The 18,440-nt window shown below is 64.7% G+C and carries 19 protein-coding genes; 9 read left to right on the top strand and 10 right to left on the bottom strand.

The window, feature by feature from the left end:
• Nucleotides 1–2 precede the first annotated feature (2 nt).
• Both NKJ18_RS01330 and NKJ18_RS01325 read left to right on the top strand, forming a co-directional pair.
• On the top strand, nt 3–1,088 hold the full coding sequence (locus NKJ18_RS01330) for a PLP-dependent cysteine synthase family protein (RefSeq protein WP_023724977.1): 1,086 nt from the start codon (nt 3–5) through the stop codon (nt 1,086–1,088).
• 19 nt (nt 1,089–1,107) lie between these two features.
• Nucleotides 1,108–2,583 (top strand): pyridoxal phosphate-dependent decarboxylase family protein, encoded by a 1,476-nt coding sequence (locus NKJ18_RS01325; RefSeq protein WP_352521360.1) that lies wholly within the window; start codon nt 1,108–1,110, stop codon nt 2,581–2,583.
• Nucleotides 2,584–2,601: 18 nt separating this feature from the next.
• Here the strand turns inward: NKJ18_RS01325 and NKJ18_RS01320 are convergent, their stop codons facing one another.
• The 3 genes from NKJ18_RS01320 to NKJ18_RS01310 form a co-directional block, all read right to left on the bottom strand.
• Complete coding sequence (locus NKJ18_RS01320; protein ID WP_352521359.1) at nt 2,602–3,006, bottom strand: YciI family protein; 405 nt, start codon at nt 3,004–3,006, stop codon at nt 2,602–2,604.
• Between the two features lie 93 nt (nt 3,007–3,099).
• The gene (locus NKJ18_RS01315; protein WP_023751261.1) at nt 3,100–4,509 is read right to left on the bottom strand and encodes an ATP-binding protein; all 1,410 of its coding nucleotides are present in this window, start codon (nt 4,507–4,509) and stop codon (nt 3,100–3,102) included.
• The gene (locus NKJ18_RS01310) at nt 4,506–5,222 is read right to left on the bottom strand and encodes a response regulator (protein ID WP_023670002.1); all 717 of its coding nucleotides are present in this window, start codon (nt 5,220–5,222) and stop codon (nt 4,506–4,508) included. Before NKJ18_RS01310 ends, NKJ18_RS01315 begins: the two co-directional genes overlap by 4 nt.
• 258 nt (nt 5,223–5,480) lie before the next feature.
• Between NKJ18_RS01310 and NKJ18_RS01305 the strand changes: the two genes are divergently transcribed.
• From NKJ18_RS01305 to clpS, 4 genes are all read left to right on the top strand, one after another.
• The gene (locus NKJ18_RS01305; RefSeq protein ID WP_023683677.1) at nt 5,481–5,783 is read left to right on the top strand and encodes a hypothetical protein; all 303 of its coding nucleotides are present in this window, start codon (nt 5,481–5,483) and stop codon (nt 5,781–5,783) included.
• Between the two features lie 39 nt (nt 5,784–5,822).
• Complete coding sequence (locus NKJ18_RS01300; protein ID WP_023670004.1) at nt 5,823–6,053, top strand: hypothetical protein; 231 nt, start codon at nt 5,823–5,825, stop codon at nt 6,051–6,053.
• A gap of 153 nt (nt 6,054–6,206) precedes the next feature.
• Nucleotides 6,207–6,554, top strand: a complete 348-nt coding sequence (locus NKJ18_RS01295) for a hypothetical protein (protein WP_023713954.1) — start codon at nt 6,207–6,209, stop codon at nt 6,552–6,554.
• A 133-nt stretch (nt 6,555–6,687) separates the two neighbouring features.
• On the top strand, nt 6,688–6,993 hold the full coding sequence (gene clpS, locus NKJ18_RS01290; protein ID WP_023670006.1) for an ATP-dependent Clp protease adapter ClpS: 306 nt from the start codon (nt 6,688–6,690) through the stop codon (nt 6,991–6,993).
• A gap of 44 nt (nt 6,994–7,037) precedes the next feature.
• Here clpS and NKJ18_RS01285 read toward each other — a convergent pair whose 3' ends face one another.
• From NKJ18_RS01285 to NKJ18_RS01270, 4 genes are read right to left on the bottom strand one after another with little or no spacing between them, the layout of a single operon-like run.
• Entirely contained in the window at nt 7,038–9,122 is a 2,085-nt protein-coding gene (locus NKJ18_RS01285; RefSeq protein WP_023814983.1) for a membrane protein, read from the bottom strand.
• Nucleotides 9,123–9,126: 4 nt separating this feature from the next.
• Nucleotides 9,127–11,952, bottom strand: a complete 2,826-nt coding sequence (locus tag NKJ18_RS01280) for a DUF4159 domain-containing protein (RefSeq protein WP_352757721.1) — start codon at nt 11,950–11,952, stop codon at nt 9,127–9,129.
• Nucleotides 11,949–12,863: a DUF58 domain-containing protein gene (locus NKJ18_RS01275; RefSeq protein WP_352757719.1), complete on the bottom strand. Its 915-nt coding sequence runs from the start codon at nt 12,861–12,863 to the stop codon at nt 11,949–11,951. The genes NKJ18_RS01280 and NKJ18_RS01275 overlap by 4 nt, the downstream gene beginning before the upstream one ends.
• Complete coding sequence (locus NKJ18_RS01270) at nt 12,863–13,867, bottom strand: AAA family ATPase (RefSeq protein WP_023744282.1); 1,005 nt, start codon at nt 13,865–13,867, stop codon at nt 12,863–12,865. The genes NKJ18_RS01275 and NKJ18_RS01270 overlap by 1 nt, the downstream gene beginning before the upstream one ends.
• 144 nt (nt 13,868–14,011) lie before the next feature.
• On the opposite strand from NKJ18_RS01270, the gene NKJ18_RS01265 reads away from it, so the two are divergent.
• The 3 genes from NKJ18_RS01265 to NKJ18_RS01255 are packed head-to-tail and all read left to right on the top strand — an operon-like array spanning nt 14,012 to nt 16,541.
• Entirely contained in the window at nt 14,012–14,641 is a 630-nt protein-coding gene (locus tag NKJ18_RS01265; RefSeq protein ID WP_023670010.1) for a DUF1285 domain-containing protein, read from the top strand.
• Entirely contained in the window at nt 14,641–15,273 is a 633-nt protein-coding gene (locus NKJ18_RS01260; protein ID WP_023683684.1) for a CoA pyrophosphatase, read from the top strand. The genes NKJ18_RS01265 and NKJ18_RS01260 overlap by 1 nt, the downstream gene beginning before the upstream one ends.
• Complete coding sequence (locus NKJ18_RS01255; protein ID WP_031203840.1) at nt 15,270–16,541, top strand: CCA tRNA nucleotidyltransferase; 1,272 nt, start codon at nt 15,270–15,272, stop codon at nt 16,539–16,541. The genes NKJ18_RS01260 and NKJ18_RS01255 overlap by 4 nt, the downstream gene beginning before the upstream one ends.
• Before the next feature lie 6 nt (nt 16,542–16,547).
• Here NKJ18_RS01255 and NKJ18_RS01250 read toward each other — a convergent pair whose 3' ends face one another.
• The 3 genes from NKJ18_RS01250 to hemF all read right to left on the bottom strand — a co-directional run bounded on the left by NKJ18_RS01250 (nt 16,548) and on the right by hemF (nt 18,378).
• On the bottom strand, nt 16,548–16,733 hold the full coding sequence (locus NKJ18_RS01250; RefSeq protein ID WP_023670013.1) for a DUF1059 domain-containing protein: 186 nt from the start codon (nt 16,731–16,733) through the stop codon (nt 16,548–16,550).
• Nucleotides 16,734–16,964: 231 nt separating this feature from the next.
• Nucleotides 16,965–17,225, bottom strand: a complete 261-nt coding sequence (locus tag NKJ18_RS01245; protein ID WP_023705918.1) for a DUF1344 domain-containing protein — start codon at nt 17,223–17,225, stop codon at nt 16,965–16,967.
• Nucleotides 17,226–17,463: 238 nt separating this feature from the next.
• Entirely contained in the window at nt 17,464–18,378 is a 915-nt protein-coding gene (gene hemF / locus NKJ18_RS01240; protein WP_023695814.1) for an oxygen-dependent coproporphyrinogen oxidase, read from the bottom strand.
• Nucleotides 18,379–18,440 lie beyond the last annotated feature (62 nt).

The raw sequence follows: 18,440 nt of genomic DNA, 5'->3' as shown, positions 1-18,440 counted from the left end.
CCATGTTGCATCAGCAGAAAATCAGAACCACGGCCGGCCGCGGCCGCCTGTTCGACAGCATTCTCGACACCATCGGCGACACGCCGGTCATCCGCGTCAATAATCTCGGACCGGCGCACGCCACCATCTACGTCAAGGCCGAGTTCTTCAATCCGGCGGCGTCGGTGAAGGACCGGCTGGCGCTCAACATCATCGAGGAAGGTGAACGCACCGGCGCGCTCAAGCCGGGACAGACCATCGTCGAGGCGACCAGCGGCAACACCGGCATCGGTCTTGCCATGGTCTGTGCGCAGAAGGGCTACAAGCTGGTGGTGACGATGGCCGACAGTTTCTCGGTCGAGCGCCGCAAGCTGATGCGGATGCTGGGCGCCAAGGTGGTGCTGACGCCGCGCGCCGAGAAAGGCTTCGGCATGTACAAGAAGGCGGTGGAACTGGCCGAAGCCAATGGCTGGTTCCTGGCCCGCCAGTTCGAGACCAAGGCCAACGCCGACATCCATGAAGCAACTACGGGACGCGAGATCGTCAACGATTTCGCCGGCTCGCGGCTCGACTATTTCGTCACCGGCTACGGCACCGGCGGCACCGTCGCCGGCGTGGCGCGGGTGCTGCGCCGCGAGCGGCCTGAGACCCGGATCGTGCTCACCGAACCGGCCAACGCGCAGCTTGTCGGCAGCGGCAAGCCGCAGATGCGTGGCGCCGGCGGAGCGCCGGCCGCCAGCCATCCGGCTTTCGAACCGCACCCGATCCAGGGCTGGACGCCGGATTTCATCCCGCACGTCCTGCAGGAGGCCATCGATGGCAACTTCTATGACGAGGTGATGCCGATCGCCGGGCCGGAGGGCATGAAATGGGCCAAGGCGCTGGCGCAGCAGGAAGGCATCTTCACCGGCATTTCCGGCGGTTCGGCTTTTGCCGTGGCGCGCCAGATCGCCGGCACGGCACCGGCCGGATCGGTGATCCTGTGCATGCTTCCCGATACCGGTGAACGCTACATGACCACGCCTTTGTTCGACGGCATCGAGGCCGAGATGAATGCGGAAGAGCTTGCTCTCTCGCTCTCGACGCCCGGTTGCCAGTTCCCGGCATGATGACGCGGGAGCAAATTGCATGGACGCGATGCCTGGACACTCGGCTACCAGTACCGAGGAAACGCTTGACCCCTCGGACTGGGCCGATATGCAAAGCCTGTCGCATCGGATCGTTGACGATGCCGTCGCTTACCTGCGCGATGTCAGGCAACGGCCGGTGTGGCAGGAGATGCCTGGAGATGTGAGGGATTTCTTCACCGCCTCGCTGCCGCAATCGCCGACCCCGCTTGCCGACATCTATGGCGATGTCGTGGACAAGGTGATGCCCTATCCGATGGGCAACATCCATCCGCGCTTCTGGTCCTGGTATATGGGGTCGAGCAATTTTACCGGCGCGATCGGCGATTTCCTGGCGGCAATCCAGGGCTCCAATCTCGGCGGCGGCAACCATGCCGCCGCCCTGATGGACGGCCAGGTGGTCGACTGGTGCAAGCAGATGATGGGCATGCCGGCTTCGGCCAGCGGCACGCTGGTCAGCGGCGGTTCGATGGCCAACATCATCGGGCTGACCGTGGCGCGCAACACCAAGGCCGGCATCAACGTGCGCGAGCACGGCGTTGCCGCCATCGAAAAGCCGTTGCGTTTCTATGGCTCGGACCAGGTCCATTCCTGTCACCGCAAGGGGATGGAAGCGCTCGGTCTCGGCAACAAGGCGCTGCGCCGCATTGCCAGCGACACCGGCCTGCGCATCGACATTGAAGGTTTGAGGACTGCGATATCGGAAGATCGCGCGGCCGGGTTCAAGCCGGCCTGCATCATCGGCAATGCCGGCACTGTCAACACCGGCGCCATCGACGATCTGCAGGCACTGGCCAAGCTGGCGCATGAGGAGGATCTCTGGTTCCATGTCGACGGCTGCATCGGCGCGCTGATCGCGATCGCGCCCGAGAATGCGCGTCGTGTCGCCGGCATCGAATGGGCCGATTCCATCGCGCTCGACCCCCACAAATGGCTGCATGCGCCTTTCGAGGCAGGCTGCGCGCTGGTGCGGGATGCCTTGGCGCATCGCAAGACCTTCGCGGTGACGCCGGAATATCTGGAGTCGACACCGCGCGGCCTCGCCTCCGGCCAATGGCTGCACGACTATGGCCTGCAGACGACACGTGGCTTCAAGGCACTCAAAGTGTGGATGGCGTTGCGAGAACACGGTGTCGAAAAATTCGGCCGCCTGATCGACCAGAACATTGCGCAGGGGCAGTATCTCTCAGGGCTGATCGCGGCCGAGCCAGCGCTCGAACTGACGGCGCCGACCAGCATCAACATCGTCTGCTTCCGCTATCGCGCGGATGGTCTCGATGGCGAGCGCGCGAAAGCGCTCAACACCGAGATCATGCTGAGGCTGCAGGAAGACGGAACCGCCGCCATTTCCGATACCACGGTGCAAGGCCGGCATTGCCTCAGGGTGGCGATCAACAACCACCGGACCCGGCGCGAGGATCTCGACCTTCTCGTCGCCGAAACGGTCCGCCTCGGCAACGAGATCGCTTCTGCCTGACCGGCCATGGGGTAGTTCTCAGCCGCTGGCGGCCTCCTTTAAATCGCCCTCCGTAGCGGGAAACGTCACGCCGGGAAGGTAAAATGTGATCGGCCGGATCTCGTACACTGCCGAGGGGTTCACGCGGCGCAAGTCGCGCGCGGCTGCAATCGCCGCCTCCTGCGTGGCGCAGTCGAGGACATAAAGACCCAGCAATTGTTCCTTGGTCTCGGCAAACGGCCCGTCGATGACGATGCCTTCGCCCGGACCGCGCAGCGTGACGGCCTCGGCGGTCGCGCCCAGTCTTGCCGCCGGCCCAAGCTTGCCTTCGCGGGTCAATCTGGCATTGACCTCGAGCAGGTCGTGCATCAGCGCCGCGTCCTGCTGCGGCGTCAGGGACTGGATGGTCTGTTCGACGTGATAGGCCAGGATGGCGTAAAGCATGCGGCGATCTCCTCCTGTTCGAGCGGCCGCACTATTGCAAGGTTGGGTTGGTTGATCCACCCCCGGTGCCCATCGAGACGCTAGTCTGCTGCCTTATGCCGCCAGCGGCAGGCTGAGCTCCGTCAGCAGGCCGCCGCGAGGATGGTTGGACAGGTTGACATCGCCGCCGGCGGCACGCGCAATGTTGCGGGCAATGGTCAGGCCTAGCCCGAGACCGCCGGTCTGGCGGTTGCGCGATTGCTCCAGCCGCACGAAGGAACCGAACACCTGGTCGAGCTGCGCCTGCGGTATGCCCGGCCCCTCGTCGCGGATAACCAGCGTGACCGCGCCGTCCGACTGCCGCAGGCTGACATGGGCTTTCTTGCCGTAGGTCACGGCATTCTGGACCAGATTGTTGACGCAGCGCTTGAGCGCCACCGGCCGCGCCATGCAGATCATGCCACGCGGCCTGGCGCCGTCATGGTCGAACGTGACGTCCTCGAAACTGTCGGCGATCGATTCCACCAGCGACCAGAAATCGATCCGCTCGCTCTTCTCCTCGGTGACTTCGAAGGTGGCGAAGTCGATGACGGAGCTGGCGATGCTCTCGATGTCGGCGAGGTCGTGGGCGAGCGCCTCGCGCGCCGTCGATCTGCGCAACAGCTCGAGGCGCAGCCGCATGCGGGTCAGCGGCGTGCGCAGATCGTGGGCGAGCGCGGCGGCCAGATGTTCGCGGTCCTCGACATAGTCGCGCAGCCGGACCTGCATGGCGTTCACGGCTTTGGCCGCGGCGCGGATTTCGCGGCTGCCGGTCTCGGCGATCGGCGGGCTCTTCAGGTCCGTGCCGATCCGGTTGACCGCCGTTTCCATCATCCGATAGGGCGCCGTCAGCCGGCGCAGCGACCAGATCGACATGATCACCACCAGGGCCGCGATCAGCGAATAGAGCGGCAGGCTGTCGAAGCTCAATATCGGTCCGACCGGCGTGTTGGGCTCGGTGAAATTCAGCCATTGGCCGTCGGCGAAGCGGACAGATGCCGTCAGCTTGTCGCTCTGGGCGAAGCTGGCCGCCAGCGATAACAGGTCACGCTCCACCGCGCCGACATCCTTGGTCACGGCCACACCGCCAGGCGCGTTGGCTGCCTGGGTTGCCGGATCGCGCCGGACGCGGGCGTCGGTGATGCCGAATTTCGACAGCCGCCCGACCAGGATGTCCTCGAGTTCGGCCAGTTCGTCGTCGCCGGCGATCGACGAGGTGACCGCGGGCGTGTCCGAAACGGTGAGCGCATAGGTGGCGTTGAACAGACCGGAGGCCGTCAGCTTGCGCTGCTCCGGCGTGTCGTCATGCATCAGCTGCACCAGCGAATAGGCGCGGTCGTTAAGCCGGTAGAGATCGACCTCGTCATTGGCGACGGCACGATCGCGCGAGACGATGTAGAGCGTGGCGACCTGGCTGATCAGCAGGCCGGCAATGACGATGAGCAAAACCCAGACCGGCAGGGTTTGCGGCAGGAAACGTCTCATTCGGAGGTGGTCTCGGGCAGGAACTGGTAGCCGCCGCTGCGCACAGTCAGGATCAGTTTCGGCGTCTTGGGGTCGTCTTCCATCTTGCGCCTGAGACGGCTGACCAGGATGTCGATGCTGCGGTCGAAGGAATAGTCGCTGTCACCGCCGGAAAGCTCGATGAGCTGGTCACGGGTGAGGACGCGCTGCGCGCTTTTGACGAAGGTCTGCAACAGGTTGAACTCCGCCATCGTCAGTTCGACCCTGACGTCGCCCGGCGCCATCAGCCGGCGGCGCGAGCAGTCCATCGTCCAGCCGGCAAAATGATAGATCTGCTTGGTGGTGGCCCGCTTCGGCTCGGCAGCACCATTGCGCCTCAAAACGGCGCGGATACGGGCCAGCAGCTCGCGCGGATCGAAGGGTTTGGGCACATAATCGTCGGCGCCCATTTCCAGGCCGACGACGCGGTCGGTGGTCTCGGTGACCGCCGTCAGCATGATGATCGGCGTCGAGTAGCTGGCGCGCAGGTCGCGGCAGAGCTCCAGCCCGCTCTTTCCCGGCAGCATCACATCAAGCACGATCAGGTCTACCTGCGTGCGGCGCAGTATGTCTTCCATCTCGACGCCGTCGGCGGCAACCGTGGTGCGCAGGCCGCGCTTCTGGAAGAATTCCTGAAGCAGGTCGCGAATGCCCTTGTCGTCGTCGACGATCAGTATGTGCGCATCGGATTTCACGGCGATCCTGTCATTGCTGGCGGCCGGTCGGCGGCTGCCTTCTGAGTCTGCTTCTGTGGCGTCACCCACACGATAGAATTCTGGCCACATGTTGGCCAGCGGCGATGATCGCCCGCAAAGCCGATTTGCCAGAAACAATTCAGAAACAAAATTCTATAGTCCGGAAAAACTCCCGAAAAAAATCAAGGGCATAAAGGGTGCCGTGGCGGTCAGGACATCGGCTGCGACGCGAAGTCTCCGGAGTAACGGACATCACCAATGCACAGGTTCACGATCAGCTTGATGGGTGCGCTGCTCAGCATTCCGCTCGTCACAGCCGCGGTCGGAGCCACAACCGCAAAGGTGACGCCGATCACAAGGAGCGAGCGCTGCATCGATCTCAATCGCCAGGTAGACGAAGCCCTTGAAACCCATGCCGCGGCAACGCAGGTCACCGCGGCGAAAGCACTGCAAAGAAAGGGAAACCGGTTCTGCGCCAACAAGAAACAGGCACAGGGTATCCGGATGCTCGCGAACGCTTTGAAGCTGCTTGGAGTGACACCGATCGACCCGGTTCAGTGACACTCGAAACACGACCCGCACAAAGAAGGAAATGAAGCCATGAAAAAGTCCATCCTCTCCGCCACCGGTCTCGCCGTCGCTCTCGCTTTCGCAATGCCGGCTCTGGGCAATGCCGCTGCCACCACGACCGCTGCTCCGGCTGCTTCCACGACCACCGCTCCGGCGACCACGACCGCCAAGCCCCCGGTGAAGAAGGTCGTCGCCAAGAAGCCCGTCAAGAAGCACAAGAAGGCGAAGAAGGTCGTCAAGACGGACGCCCCGAAGGCCTGATCCAGACAGCCAACAGGCTTGTCTGTAACAAGGCCGCTCCAGCACCCCCCCGGCTGGAGCGGCCTTGTCGTGTGAGCATGACTACCCGTTGATGGGTGCCGGCCACCCAGGACTTTAACCCGTTTGCAATGCCGGTCCGGTAGGATAGCCCGCATGAAGAAGCGGCTTTCATCCATTCTGCGCTCGATGGCCATCGGCGGCCTTGTGGCCTCGGCAATGGTCAGGGTGCTGATCCAGTTCACCGCCAGCCCGGTGCCCGATCCGGTGAGCGGGCGCACAGAGCCGTCGCTGTTTGCACCGGCAATCTCCAGCAGCTGGCAATACATCACACCATGGCAAAGCCTGCTGCTTACCGTGATCACCGGCGCGGCGCTGGCCTGCTTCTTCGGCTGGCTCGCGGTCGCCTGGGTCGAATACAAGGCGGCCGGATCAAGGCCGGATGCGGCATCCAGCGCACGGCAATTCCAGGCTCGTCGCGTCGCCAATCGCCAGGGCCGTTGAACCGCAGCATACACTTCCTAAATTTGTGAACGGCAGCACTTCCGGGAAGCCGGTTTGGCGCGCCGATCAAAATGGACGACGGCTTTCCCCCATGACAAAGTGAGAGCGACCCCTCGCGCGATACCGGTTCCCGATGCCTGAAATCAGTTCCAAACCCCGCACCAAGACCAAGCCGCGGACCGAGCGGCCGAAGCTCTACAAGGTCATCCTCATCAATGACGATTTTACGCCGCGCGAATTCGTGGTGACGGTGCTGAAGGGCGAGTTCAAGCTCAGCGAAGACCAGGCTAACCGGGTGATGATCACCGCGCACCGGCTCGGCGTTTGCGTCGTTGCCGTCTTCACCAGGGATGTCGCCGAGACCAAGGCGACACGGGCCGTCGACGCGGCCAAGGCCAAGGGGTACCCGCTGCTGTTTACGACGGAGCCGGAGGAGTAGGTTGAGCGTCTTTCTCCCCGTATAGTGACGGGGAGAAGGGATCCTTACCTTCCCTCTCTGTACCACATCGCGCCCATGGCCAGCAGCAGCAGGCAAAGGCCGAGGAAGCCGCCGAACAGGGGTACGCGCGAGACGGCTTTGAGCACGCTGTCGTCGGTGCTGCGCAGGCCGATCCAGTCTGCGCCCGAGGCCGCACCGGAGGCGCGGACCGGGACGATGGAGGGCAGGGTGACGCTGCCGGTGAGCTGGCCAAGGGTGGAGGAGGCCGCCAGCCGGCGCACGCTGCCGCCGGTGGCCTCAGTCGGAGCCTTCAACCGGTCCTCGGTAGAGACGACGTCGGAGAATTCCGGCGCGTTGACCGGGCCGACATGGGCGAGTGCGGTCAGGTCACCATTGCCGATCTGGTAGAGGCCGATCTCCTTGGTCTCGATGCTGCCCAGGAAAACGCCGGGTTCGGACTTCTCCAGCTTGACGATCAGCGCCTTGCCCGAAGGGGTGATCACCTGCGCCGGGCCGGGATCGTCGCTCATCGTCTGGCGGCGGATTTCCAGCATCATGCCGCGGCCGTCGGCGGTCAGCCGCTCTTCCTCGAGTTCAGGTTCCTTCATCAGCCAGTGGGCGATGCGGCGGTAAAGCTGGACATGCGGCCCGCCACCCTCGAAGCCGCGCGCCCATAGCCAGCCCTGATCGGACAGAAGCATGCCGACGCGGCCTTCGCCCTTATGATCGAGCAGAAGCAGCGGGCGGTTGTCGGCGCCCTTCATCACCACTTCGCCTTCGGGGTTCTGCACGCCGATGGTGCGGAACCAGCGGCTCCAGCGCGGCGGCTCGGTCGCCGAGCCGTCGAGGCCGCGCGTCACCGGATGGCGCTGGCCGAGATCGGTGAGGCGCGGATAGAAGGCCTTGTCGATGACTTCGCCGGTCGGCATTGCCGGCAGCGACGACATTAGCGGGGTGCGGGCGATCGAGGAGTCGCCGGCATATTCCGGCCCGGCGGCGATCAGCAGCGCGCCGCCCTTTTCGACGTATTCGGAGATGTAGTCGTAATAGAGGATCGGCAGCACGTCGCGGTGCTGGTAGCGGTCGAAGATGATGAGATCGAAATCCTTGATCTTCTCGACGAACAACTCGCGGGTCGGGAAGGCGATCAGCGACAGTTCGTTGATCGGCGTGCCGTCCTGCTTTTCCGGCGGCCGCAGAATGGTGAAATGGACGAGATCGACCGAGGCGTCGGATTTCAGCAGATTGCGCCACGTGCGCTCGCCGGCATGCGGTTCGCCGGAAACCAAAAGCACGCGCAAGTTCTCGCGGATGCCGTCGATCAGCGCGATGGCGCGGTTGTTGGCGTCGGTCAGTTCGCCCGGCTCGCGGTCAATAGAGAGTTCGACGATGTTGCGGCCGGCGCCGGGGATGGTCACCTGCAGCGGCATCGCCTGGCCGATGGTCGCTTCTTCGACCGCGACCTGCTCTCCATTGACCGAGACGCGGACATCGACCGGGCCGGTTTCGCCGTCGGTGGCGATGACGCGGTAGGTCATGTCGAGCGGCTTGCCGACGAGGCCGAAGCGTGGCGCGTTCTCGAAGCGGATGCGGCGGTCCTTCTCGTGCTCGTTGCCGGTGATCAGCGCGTGCAGCGGCGCATTGAAGTCGGGGGCGGCCGGTGCGTCATGCACCTCGCCATCGGTGATCATGATGGCGCCACCGATGCGCGAGGGCGGCACGTCGCGGAAAGCGCCTTCAAGCGCTGCAAAAAGCTTGGTCTCGGTGCGCTCGTCGGCGGCTTCCGACTTGCCGGCCTCGACGACGCGGACGTCGAACTGCTTGAAGCGGCCAAGGCGCTGCTGCAAACCGGCAAGCGCTTCGTCGGTCTGTTTGGTCCGGTCGCCGATATCCTGGCTCTGGCTGCGGTCGACGATGACGGCAACGACGCTCTTCAGCGCCTCGCGCTCCTCATCGAGGAAGACCGGATTGAGGAGTGCTGCGCCCAGCGCAATCAGCGCCGCGAAGCGGAAGATCGCGCCGCGCTGGCGAAACCACAAGCCGACAGCCGCCAGCACCAGCAGCGGTGCGAGCACCAAAGCCAGCAAGGGCCAGGACAGCAGCGGTTCGAAGGAAATCGACCAGTTCATAGGCTTACTGCCCCAGCCGTTCGAGCAGGATCGGCACGTGCACCTGGTCGGATTTGTAGTTGCCGGTCAGCATGTACATCATGATGTTGACGCCGGCGCGCAGCGCATAGATGCGCTGCATCGGATCCGATGGCACGGTCGGCAAAAGCGGGTCACCATTCTCGTCGACGGCCCAGGCGCCGGCAAAATCATTGGCGGTGATCAGGATCGGCGAGACGCCGTCGCCGACGCGTACCGGCCGATTCTCGGCATTGCTGGCCTCGAGCGAGGCTTCCACCCAGAGCGGGCTGCCGGAGAAGCGGCCGGGAAATTCGGGCAGGATGAAGAAGGATTTGGTCAGCACATGGTCGGCGGGCACCGGCTCCAGCGGCGGCACGTTGAGATTGCCGAGAATGTCGCGCAACCGTTCCGTCGCCGGGCTCGCCGAATCCGCACCGATGCCGTTGGCGAACTGGTCGCGCGTGTCGAACAGCACCGTGCCGCCCTGCTGCATATAGGCGTCGATGCGGGCGATCGCGGCTTGACTCGGCATCGGCGCGGAGGGATCGATCGGCCAGTAGATCAGCGGATAGAAGGAAAGCTCGTCCTTCGAGATATCGACGCCCGCCGGCGCGCCCGGCTCGAGCGCGGTCTTCTCGATCAGGAAGCGGGTCAAGCCTTCGAGCCCTGCGCGGCTGATCGAATCGTCACCGGGCACACCGGTCAGCACATAGGCGATGCGGGTCTTGGCAATGTCCTCGATAGCGGCGGCATCGCCGGGCTTGGCGTCGTCGGCGCGGGCGAGGTCGGCATGGCCAAACAGCATGCCGAGGCCAAGCAGCAGCGCACCCGTCGTTGCCGCGGCCGATCGGGCGCGGCGCGGTCGGCGCGACATCAGCCCGCCCATCCAGAACACCGCCAGCGTGTCGAGCAGCATAAGCACAAGTGCCGCTGTGACCAGCGATCCCTTGAGGTCGCGCGATTCATCGAAAGCGTACTGGATATTGGTCACCGGCACTGTGAATTGCGGGCGCACCAGCGGCGCGAAGGCGGTGGCCGGGTCGAGCAGATTGTGGGCGAAAACGCCGGTTTCCGAGCCATAGAGGCCGGGCGGGTTCTCGAACGTCACCGGCAGCGAGCCGGCGCCAGGGACCAGCGGTCGTGCGTCCGGCGTCGGCGGCACCAAAGTGCCGTCGGCGGCTATCATGCGATAAGGCGCCAGCGACGTAGCAGCGGCTTCGGCGTTGGCAACCGCCGCACCCTGGTTGCGCGACAGCTGCACGATGCGCCGCAGCATCTCGACGAAGCTGCCGGAGATCGGCAGCGTCGACCATGTCGCTTCCGGGGTGATATGGAACAGCACCAGCGTGCCCTTGCCCTTCTTCAACCCGGTCACCAGCGGGGTGCCATCGGCAAGGGTTGCCCAGGTGCGCTCGACGATGTCCGGCGTCGGTTCGGCCAACACCTGCCGGCTCACCGTGACCTCGGCCGGCGGTGCGAGGTCGGCGAACGGGCCGTTCTTCGGGAATTCGGTCACCGCCTGCGGCGTCGTCCAGGAGAGCGCGCCGCCAAGCGAGCGCTCGCCGGTGCGCAGCCTGACCGGCAGAAGGTCGTCGTCATTGCCGGCGGCGGCCAGCCGCGAACCGGCAAAGCGCACCAGCGTGCCGCCATTGTCGACCCAGTCGACCAGCCGCTGATGGACCTGCGGCGGAATGGTACCGATATCGGCCATGACGATCATCGCCGGCTTCTGGTCGAGAAGCTGCGGGATGGCGTCGGCGAGATCGACGCTCGACGGTTCGACCAGATCGGCGAAAGGCTGCAGCGCGCGCCTGATGTAATAGAGCGGCGACAGAAGCGGCTGCGCCTGGTCGGCCTCGGCCTGCGATAAAAGTCCGACGCGGCGGCGCTTGGAGCTTTCGTCGAGCACGCGCACCGCACCTGCCTGGCGTTCGCCGTCGAGCGCGATCGAGGCGAAGTCGTTGCGCAGTTCGAACGGCACCGCCATCGTGCCGGTGGCGGTGGTCTCACCCGGCGCGAAGGTCAGCGTCGCGTCGGCGATGCGGCGGCCCTTGTCGTCGAAGGCGCCGGCGGTGACTTGTGCCGGCGCCGGGTCGCCGGGCGCGCGGATGGCGGTCAGGGCGAAGCCGTCGACCTCGTTCTCGGCGCCGGTGAGCCCAGTCAGCGCCAGCCGGTCGGAATCGGCCCAGACGACACGGGCGGCGTTTTTCGACAGCAGTGTGTTGAAGGCGGCCTCGTCGCCTTTTGCCGCAAGGCCGTCGGCGAGAACGGCAACGCTGGCGCCGGGCAAGGTTTCCAGCACGCCGGCGACGCGGGCATAGACAGCGGGTCGGTCGGTCGGAATCGGCCTCGGCTTGGCGGCGCGCAGCCGGTCGAGGGCAGCCGCCGCATCGAAGGGGCCGATCTCGGCGTTCGGCTTTTCGGCGGTGAAGGCGATGACGACCGGTACGCCGTTCGAACCGGCATCGGCGATCAGCCGCTGGGCGGTGGCGACGCGCTTGCCCCAGTCGGCAGCACTCGCCCAGTCATTGTCGATGACCAGCGCCAGGGCGGCGCCCTCGGCCGGCAATTTTTCGCGCGGATTGAAGACGGGTTCGGCTAATGCCGCGACGACAAGGGCTGCCATCAACAGCCGCAGCAGCGTCAGCCACCACGGGCTCTGCTGCGGCGTTTCCTCGCGCTTCAGCACGCGAGCGAGGATCTTCAGCGGCGGAAAGATTTCGGACTGCGGCTTGGGCGGTGTGAGCCTGAGCAGCCACCAGATCACCGGCAGCGCGAGCAGGCCCCACAACACCATGGGAGCGCCAAAGGAGAGCGGCAGCCAGCTCATGCGCCGGCCCTTCCCACGAATGCGCCATCGGCGGTCATCGCCATGTGGATGCGCACCAGCGCCTCGGAAGCGAGGCGGTCGGTGTGGTTGACGGTGTAGCTCCAGGCGAGGCGCTTGCACCAGCTGGCCAGCTCCTGGCGGCGGGCGGTGTAGAGCAGGCGGTATTCGCCGCCGAGCATTTCCGCGCGGCCGGCGGTCAGCTTGTCGCCGGTCTCGGGATCGGTGAATTCGGTGCGGCCGGCATAGGGAAAGGTCTCCTCCGCCGGATCGGCAACCTCGATCAGATGCGCACGCACGCCATGCCGCGCCAGCACATCGAGCCATTCCATGGTCTCCTCGACCGGGTCGAGGAAATCGCTGACGACGACGATGTCGCAGAAGCGGCGGATGGCGGACAGGTCAGGCTTTGCTGGCGGGTCGGCGGCGTGCATCAATTGCGCCGCGATGCGCTCGGCGCCGTTGCGGGCGGTGAACGGATCGGTCAGGCCGGGCCAGGCGATGCGCTCGCCGCTGCGAGATAGCAATTCGGCCATGGCCAGTGCCAGCACCAGCGCGCGCGATTCCTTGGAAACGCCGGCGCCAGTCGATTTGTAGAGCATGGAGGGCGATGGGTCGGCCCAAAGCCACACCGTGTGGGCTGCTTCCCATTCGCGGTCGCGCACATAGGTGTGGTCGTCGCGGGCCGAACGGCGCCAGTCGATGCGCGAGGAATCGCCTTCGACATAGGGGCGGAACTGCCAGAAATTCTCGCCGATGCCGCGCTTGCGGCGGCCATGCCAGCCGGCAATTACCGTATTGACGATACGGCGTGCCTCGACCAGCAGGTCCGGCACCAGCGAAGCCCGCAAGCGGCCCCTGGCGAGCGCGTCGCGCGTCGCTGCCGGTGCCTGGACTTCGCCGATACGCGCCATCAGATTCCTTTGGCCAGTTTCGCCACCACGTCGCGCACGGTCGTGCCCTCGGCGCGCGCGGCAAAGGTCAGCGCCATGCGGTGCTGCAGCACTGGTTCGGCCAGCGCGCGGATATCGTCGACCGACGGCACCAGCCGCCCGTCATAAAGCGCGCGCGCACGGGCGCACAGCGTCAGCGCCTGGCTGGCGCGCGGGCCGGGACCCCAGGCGACATGCTTGTCGGTCTCAGCATTGCCCTGGCCGGGACGCGCCGAACGCACCAGTTTGAGGATGGCGTCGACGACGCTTTCGGGCACCGGCATACGGCGGATCAGCGTCTGGATTTCCCTCAGCCGCGCCGGCTGCAGCACGTTTTGCGCCTTGGCGTCCTCGGTGCCGGTGGTCTCCAGCAGAATGCGCCGCTCGGCCTCGATTTCGGGATAAAGGATGTCGACCTGCATCAGGAAGCGGTCGAGCTGCGCTTCGGGCAGGGGATAGGTGCCTTCCTGCTCCAGCGGGTTTTGCGTCGCCAGTACATGGAAGGGTGCGGGCAGGTCGTGGCGAATGCCGGCGATGGTGACGTGATATTCCTGCATCGCCTGCAGCAGCGCCGACTGGGTGCGCGGCGAGGCGCGGTTGATCTCGTCGGCCATCAGCAATTGCGCGAAGATCGGGCCGGAGATGAAGCGGAAGGAGCGCTTGCCGGCCTCGTCCTGTTCCATCACCTCTGAGCCGAGAATGTCCGACGGCATCAGGTCGGGTGTGAACTGAATGCGGCGCGAATCGAGGCCGAGCACGACACCGAGCGTTTCGACCAGCTTGGTCTTGGCAAGGCCGGGCACGCCGACCAGCAGCGCATGGCCGCCGGCAAGCAGCGCCACCAGCGTGCGCTCGACCACCACTTCCTGGCCGAAAATGACGCGGCCGACGCCGTCGCGCACCCTGGAAATATCGGCCAGCGCCGTCTCGGCCTGGGCGATCATGTCCTTTTCGCTGATTGGGCTTTCCTTGACCATTACGCTCATGCCGCATCGATCCTTGTGCTGGAAGTACCGGCTTGCACTGTAGTGCCTTAGAATGCCGCGATTCGGCTTCGCCTGGCGCCTACGAATGAATTTAAATCACAGACTTAGGCTGACAAGCGGAACAACAGTGACTATTTCGTGACCATGACGGAACGCTCCGAACATCGCGAACACAGCCTTGCTGCCGCAACCGAGGCGCGCGGTCTCGAAGCGTTGATCTCGCGTGCGGCTCGCGCCGGCAAGGGCGCGGCGCCGGTGGAGCGCTGGAATCCCGACTTTTGCGGCGATCTCGACATGGAGATCAAACAAGACGGAACGTGGTTCTATCTCGGCACGCCGATCGGCCGCATGCCGCTGGTGCAGCTGTTTTCCAGCGTGCTGCGCAAGGACGAGGATGGCAGGACCTATCTGGTGACGCCGGTCGAACGGGTCGGCATCCGCGTCGTGGACGCGCCTTTCATCGCGGTTGAAATGGATGTTTCCGGCGCCGGCGCCGAGCAGACCATCACTTTCCGCACCAATGTCGGCGATGTCGTCGAGGCCGGACCTGGCCATCCGCTGCGCTTCGTCGACGAGAACGAGACCGGCGGCCTGAAGCCCTATGTGCTGGTGCGCGGGAGGCTGGAAGCGCTGGTGGCGCGGCCGGTGATGTACGAACTGGTCGAGCATGGCGAGGAGATCGATATCGGCGGCAAGACGATGTTTGCCGTGCGCTCGAAAGGCGAAATCTATCCGATCATGCCGGCGGAAAAACTGAAGCGGCTGAGCGCATGATGGATCAGGTGAGGCCGCCGCCGTTTTCCACAGCGGATTTTCGCGCGCGGGTCGCGGCGCAAGCTGAAGCCCATGCCGGCGACGATTATGGCGATCATCGCTTCAACCCCGGCCATCCACGGTTGACGCAGCTCAAAGCGCTGCGCGACGCCGCGGTGCTGATCCCGGTCGTCGATCATGGACGCGATGCGACCGTGCTTTTGACCAAGCGGGCGGAAAAACTGCGCAGCCATTCCGGGCAGGTGGCTTTTCCTGGCGGCACCATTGATCCCACCGATGCGACCCCGGAAGCAGCGGCCTTGCGCGAGACCTTCGAGGAGATCGGCCTCGGCCATGACCGCATCGAGATCATCGGCCGCATGCCCGATTATGTCGCCGGCAGCGGCTATCGCATCGCGCCGGTGCTGGCGATCGTCGAGCCCGGTTTTACGCTGTCGCTCAATTCCGACGAGGTCGACGCCGCCTTCGAAGTGCCGCTTTCGTTCCTGATGGATCCGGCCAACCACACCAGGGACAGCCGCATGTGGAACGACCTGGAATGGTTCTTCTACGATATGCCCTATGGCGGCCAGCGCATCTGGGGCGTCACCGCCGGCATCATCCGCACGCTCTATGAAAGGCTCTATGCTTGAGTGATCCGATATCGCTGGCGGGCAGAGCCGACTGGCTGGGTGAAAAGCATCTGCAGCGGCTGCTTGCCGTGCTGGCGCAGGGCGGCGAGGAAGCCCGCATCGCGGGCGGCGCGGTGCGCAATGCGCTGATTGGGCAGCCGGTCGCCGATATCGACGTTGCTACCACTTGCCTGCCCGAGGAAACCGTTCGCCGCGCCGAGGCGGCGGGCTTCAAGGCGGTGCCGACCGGCATCGAGCACGGCACGATCACGGTGATTGCCGGCGGCGCGCCCTATGAGGTCACCACGCTGCGCGCCGACATCGAGACCGATGGCCGCCGCGCCAAAGTGTCGTTCGGCCGCGACTGGAAGGCCGACGCCGAACGGCGCGATTTCACCATCAACGCGCTCTATGCGGAGGCTGACGGGACGGTCGTGGACCTGGTCGGCGGCGTCGGCGATATCGAGGCACGAAGGCTGCGCTTCATTGGCGATGCCGAGCAGCGGATCCGCGAAGACTATCTGCGCATCCTGCGTTTCTTCCGCTTTTTCGCCTGGTATGGCGAGGGTCGGCCCGATGCCGAGGGATTGAAGGCCTGCGCCCGGCTCAAGGACGGTCTCGCCCATCTCTCGGCCGAACGCATCTGGTCCGAGCTGAAGAAGTTGTTATCGGCCCCAGATCCGTCGCGCGCCTTGCTGTGGATGCGCCAGGCCGGCGTGCTCACCAGCGCCCTGCCGGAAAGCGAGAAATGGGGCATCGATGCCATTCATGGGCTGACCAAGACAGAGAAGGATCTGGGCTGGGCGCCGGACCCGCTGCTCAGGCTGGAGGCGATCGTGCCGCCCGATGCGGCGCGGATGAAGACACTGGCCGAGCGGCTGAAACTTTCGACCACTGAGGCGGAGCGCCTGCGCCACTGGGCGCTGACGGCTGCCGTCGAGCCCAAGACAAGCGAAGCGGAACTGGCCAAGAAACTCTATTCCGGCGAGCGCCAGGGTTTTCTCGATCGCCTGCGGCTGTCGCTGGCGTCGGCGCGAGCGCGGGCTCTCGAGGACAATGACGCGCTGGTTCAGGCCGGCGGGTTTTCGCGCCTGCTCGCTTTTGCGCTGAAATGGGAAAAACCGGTGTTCCCAGTCAAGGGCGGCGATCTGACGGCGCTTGGCGCGTCGCCGGGGCCAATACTCGGTGCGATCCTGAAAAACCTGGAAAAGGAATGGATCGGGTCCGGCTTTGCGCTCGATCGCGACGCGCTGCTGGAGCGCGCCGCGGAAGCCTTGAAGGCCAGATAGGACTGCTCAGGCCGCGTCGCGAACTTTCTCGATGCGCGAGCGGATCGCCTCGATCATCGTCTCGCGAATGACCGTTTCGCCATGTGTCTCGCGCATATGGTCGACGGCGCGGCGCATGACCTCGGCTTCCTCACCGGCACGCGTGTGCCACTCACAGCCGGGAACCAGCGAGCCGCAATGGAATTCCTTCATGGGATTTTCTCCTTTTCCTCCTTGGAGCCTGTGCCTCTCATGGGCACACGAAGCTCCGCCATCTCTGTTCCGCGCCCTGTCACAGCAGTCGGTTTCGGGGGCACGCACGGGGGAGCTAGCATAACACGGTTCGACCATTTTGGTTGCCGTGGTGCGAAAAAGGCGGAGCAGCGCTGCTCCGCCCCTCTTGCCAGGCTAAGCCAAAGGCGAGACCGTTCGGTCTTGTCCCGGTCACTTCACGATCTTGACGGACTCGGCAACCTTGTTCTTGCCGCTCATGTCCCAGGAAACGCGGACCTTTTCGCCGGCCTTCAGGCCAGGATCCTTGAAGGTCTTGGGCAGCGTAAAGGTCGATCCATCGTCCAGAACGAGGCTCATGGCCGTGCCATCATAGGTCTTGACCGTGCCCGTGGTGTGCTTGACCGCGGCAGAGGCAATCGAGCCGGAAGCGAGAAGGGCAGCGGCGGCTGCCGAAACAATGAGCTTTCGCATGTAATACTCCTGGAAATGCGGGCATCCGTTTGGAAAATGCTCCGCCTTGTTCAGGGCCGTCCGGTAGCGTCGTGTCGCGGTTCGGGACTGAACCGCCGGCGCTTCCCGGCCCGAAACGACAAATAGTCGTTTTATTTCAATCGCCTATTAGACGAAAAAGATAATGGCGATGCCACATTGGCTGCCCAGATTCGGCGAATGGGACGTCAATGCGGCTCACGTTTCGCTCACCGATTTTTTACGGCCACCTGACCTCCGGCGGCAGGCTGGACAGGATCGAAGCGACATTGCCGCCGGTCTTCAGGCCGAAGATGGTGCCGCGATCGTGAAGAAGGTTGAATTCGACGTAACGGCCGCGGCGAATGAGCTGCTCGTCGCGGTCGTCGTCGGTCCAGTTCTCGTTGAAATGGGCGCGAACCAGGTGTCCGTAGACGACAAGGAAAGAACGCCCGACATCCTGGACGAAGTTCAAATCGGCATTCCAGCCGCCTTTCTCCTCCCCCGAATGCAGCCAGTCGAAAAAGATGCCGCCGACGCCGCGCGGCTCGTGGCGGTGCGGCAGATAGAAATACTCGTCGCACCAGGCCTTGAATTTGGGGTGGTCGGCGATCGCAGCGTTCTTCTCGCAGGCGAACTGCATGGCTCGATGGAAGGCGACCGTGTCGGGGTGATCTTCCGTGCGGTTGCGGTCGAGCACCGGCGTCAGATCGGCGCCGCCGCCAAACCAGTGGCGCGACGTCACGACCATGCGGGTGTTCATGTGCACGGCCGGCACGTTGGGGTTCCAGGGATGCGCGATCAACGAAATGCCTGATGCCCAGAAGCTCGGGTCTTCCTCGGCGCCGGGCATCTGCTTCCTGAATTCGGGCGAGAATTCGCCATAGACGGTCGAAGTATGGACGCCGACCTTCTCGAAGACGCGGCCGCGCATCATCGCCATGGCGCCGCCGCCGCCCTTTCCATTGTCGCGTTCCCACGGCGTCTTCTCGAAGCTGCCGGGCGACCATTCGGCCAGTGGTCCCTGCAGTTCCTGTTCGATCTGCTCGAAGGTTGTGCAAATGCGCTCGCGCAGCGTCTCGAACCAGAGCCTAGCCTTCATTTTCTTCTGTTCGATGTCGGGTGGCAGGCCTGCCGGTATTTCTGGTCGTTCCAAAATGCTGTCTCCGGTCGCGGCCGACAAAGGACCTAGTGGAGTGAATTTGACATTTGCACACA

It is taken from the genome of Mesorhizobium sp. M0217 (genome assembly GCF_040321955.1).
Classification (GTDB): Bacteria; Pseudomonadota; Alphaproteobacteria; order Rhizobiales; family Rhizobiaceae; genus Mesorhizobium.
This window is presented reverse-complemented; position numbering and strand designations above follow the sequence as displayed.

Coding starts and splice junctions, on each gene's coding strand:
- NKJ18_RS01285 (WP_023814983.1), bottom strand. CDS start 9,122: ATGAACTGGTCGATTTCCTTCGAACCGCTGCTGTCCTGGCCCTTGCTG.
- NKJ18_RS01305 (WP_023683677.1), top strand. CDS start 5,481: ATGCACAGGTTCACGATCAGCTTGATGGGTGCGCTGCTCAGCATTCCG.
- NKJ18_RS01260 (WP_023683684.1), top strand. CDS start 14,641: ATGGATCAGGTGAGGCCGCCGCCGTTTTCCACAGCGGATTTTCGCGCG.
- NKJ18_RS01250 (WP_023670013.1), bottom strand. CDS start 16,733: ATGAAGGAATTCCATTGCGGCTCGCTGGTTCCCGGCTGTGAGTGGCAC.
- NKJ18_RS01330 (WP_023724977.1), top strand. CDS start 3: ATGTTGCATCAGCAGAAAATCAGAACCACGGCCGGCCGCGGCCGCCTG.
- NKJ18_RS01315 (WP_023751261.1), bottom strand. CDS start 4,509: ATGAGACGTTTCCTGCCGCAAACCCTGCCGGTCTGGGTTTTGCTCATC.
- NKJ18_RS01265 (WP_023670010.1), top strand. CDS start 14,012: ATGACGGAACGCTCCGAACATCGCGAACACAGCCTTGCTGCCGCAACC.
- NKJ18_RS01300 (WP_023670004.1), top strand. CDS start 5,823: ATGAAAAAGTCCATCCTCTCCGCCACCGGTCTCGCCGTCGCTCTCGCT.
- NKJ18_RS01295 (WP_023713954.1), top strand. CDS start 6,207: ATGAAGAAGCGGCTTTCATCCATTCTGCGCTCGATGGCCATCGGCGGC.
- NKJ18_RS01280 (WP_352757721.1), bottom strand. CDS start 11,952: ATGAGCTGGCTGCCGCTCTCCTTTGGCGCTCCCATGGTGTTGTGGGGC.
- NKJ18_RS01245 (WP_023705918.1), bottom strand. CDS start 17,225: ATGCGAAAGCTCATTGTTTCGGCAGCCGCCGCTGCCCTTCTCGCTTCC.
- NKJ18_RS01270 (WP_023744282.1), bottom strand. CDS start 13,867: ATGAGCGTAATGGTCAAGGAAAGCCCAATCAGCGAAAAGGACATGATC.
- NKJ18_RS01320 (WP_352521359.1), bottom strand. CDS start 3,006: ATGCTTTACGCCATCCTGGCCTATCACGTCGAACAGACCATCCAGTCC.
- clpS (WP_023670006.1), top strand. CDS start 6,688: ATGCCTGAAATCAGTTCCAAACCCCGCACCAAGACCAAGCCGCGGACC.
- NKJ18_RS01275 (WP_352757719.1), bottom strand. CDS start 12,863: ATGGCGCGTATCGGCGAAGTCCAGGCACCGGCAGCGACGCGCGACGCG.
- NKJ18_RS01325 (WP_352521360.1), top strand. CDS start 1,108: ATGGACGCGATGCCTGGACACTCGGCTACCAGTACCGAGGAAACGCTT.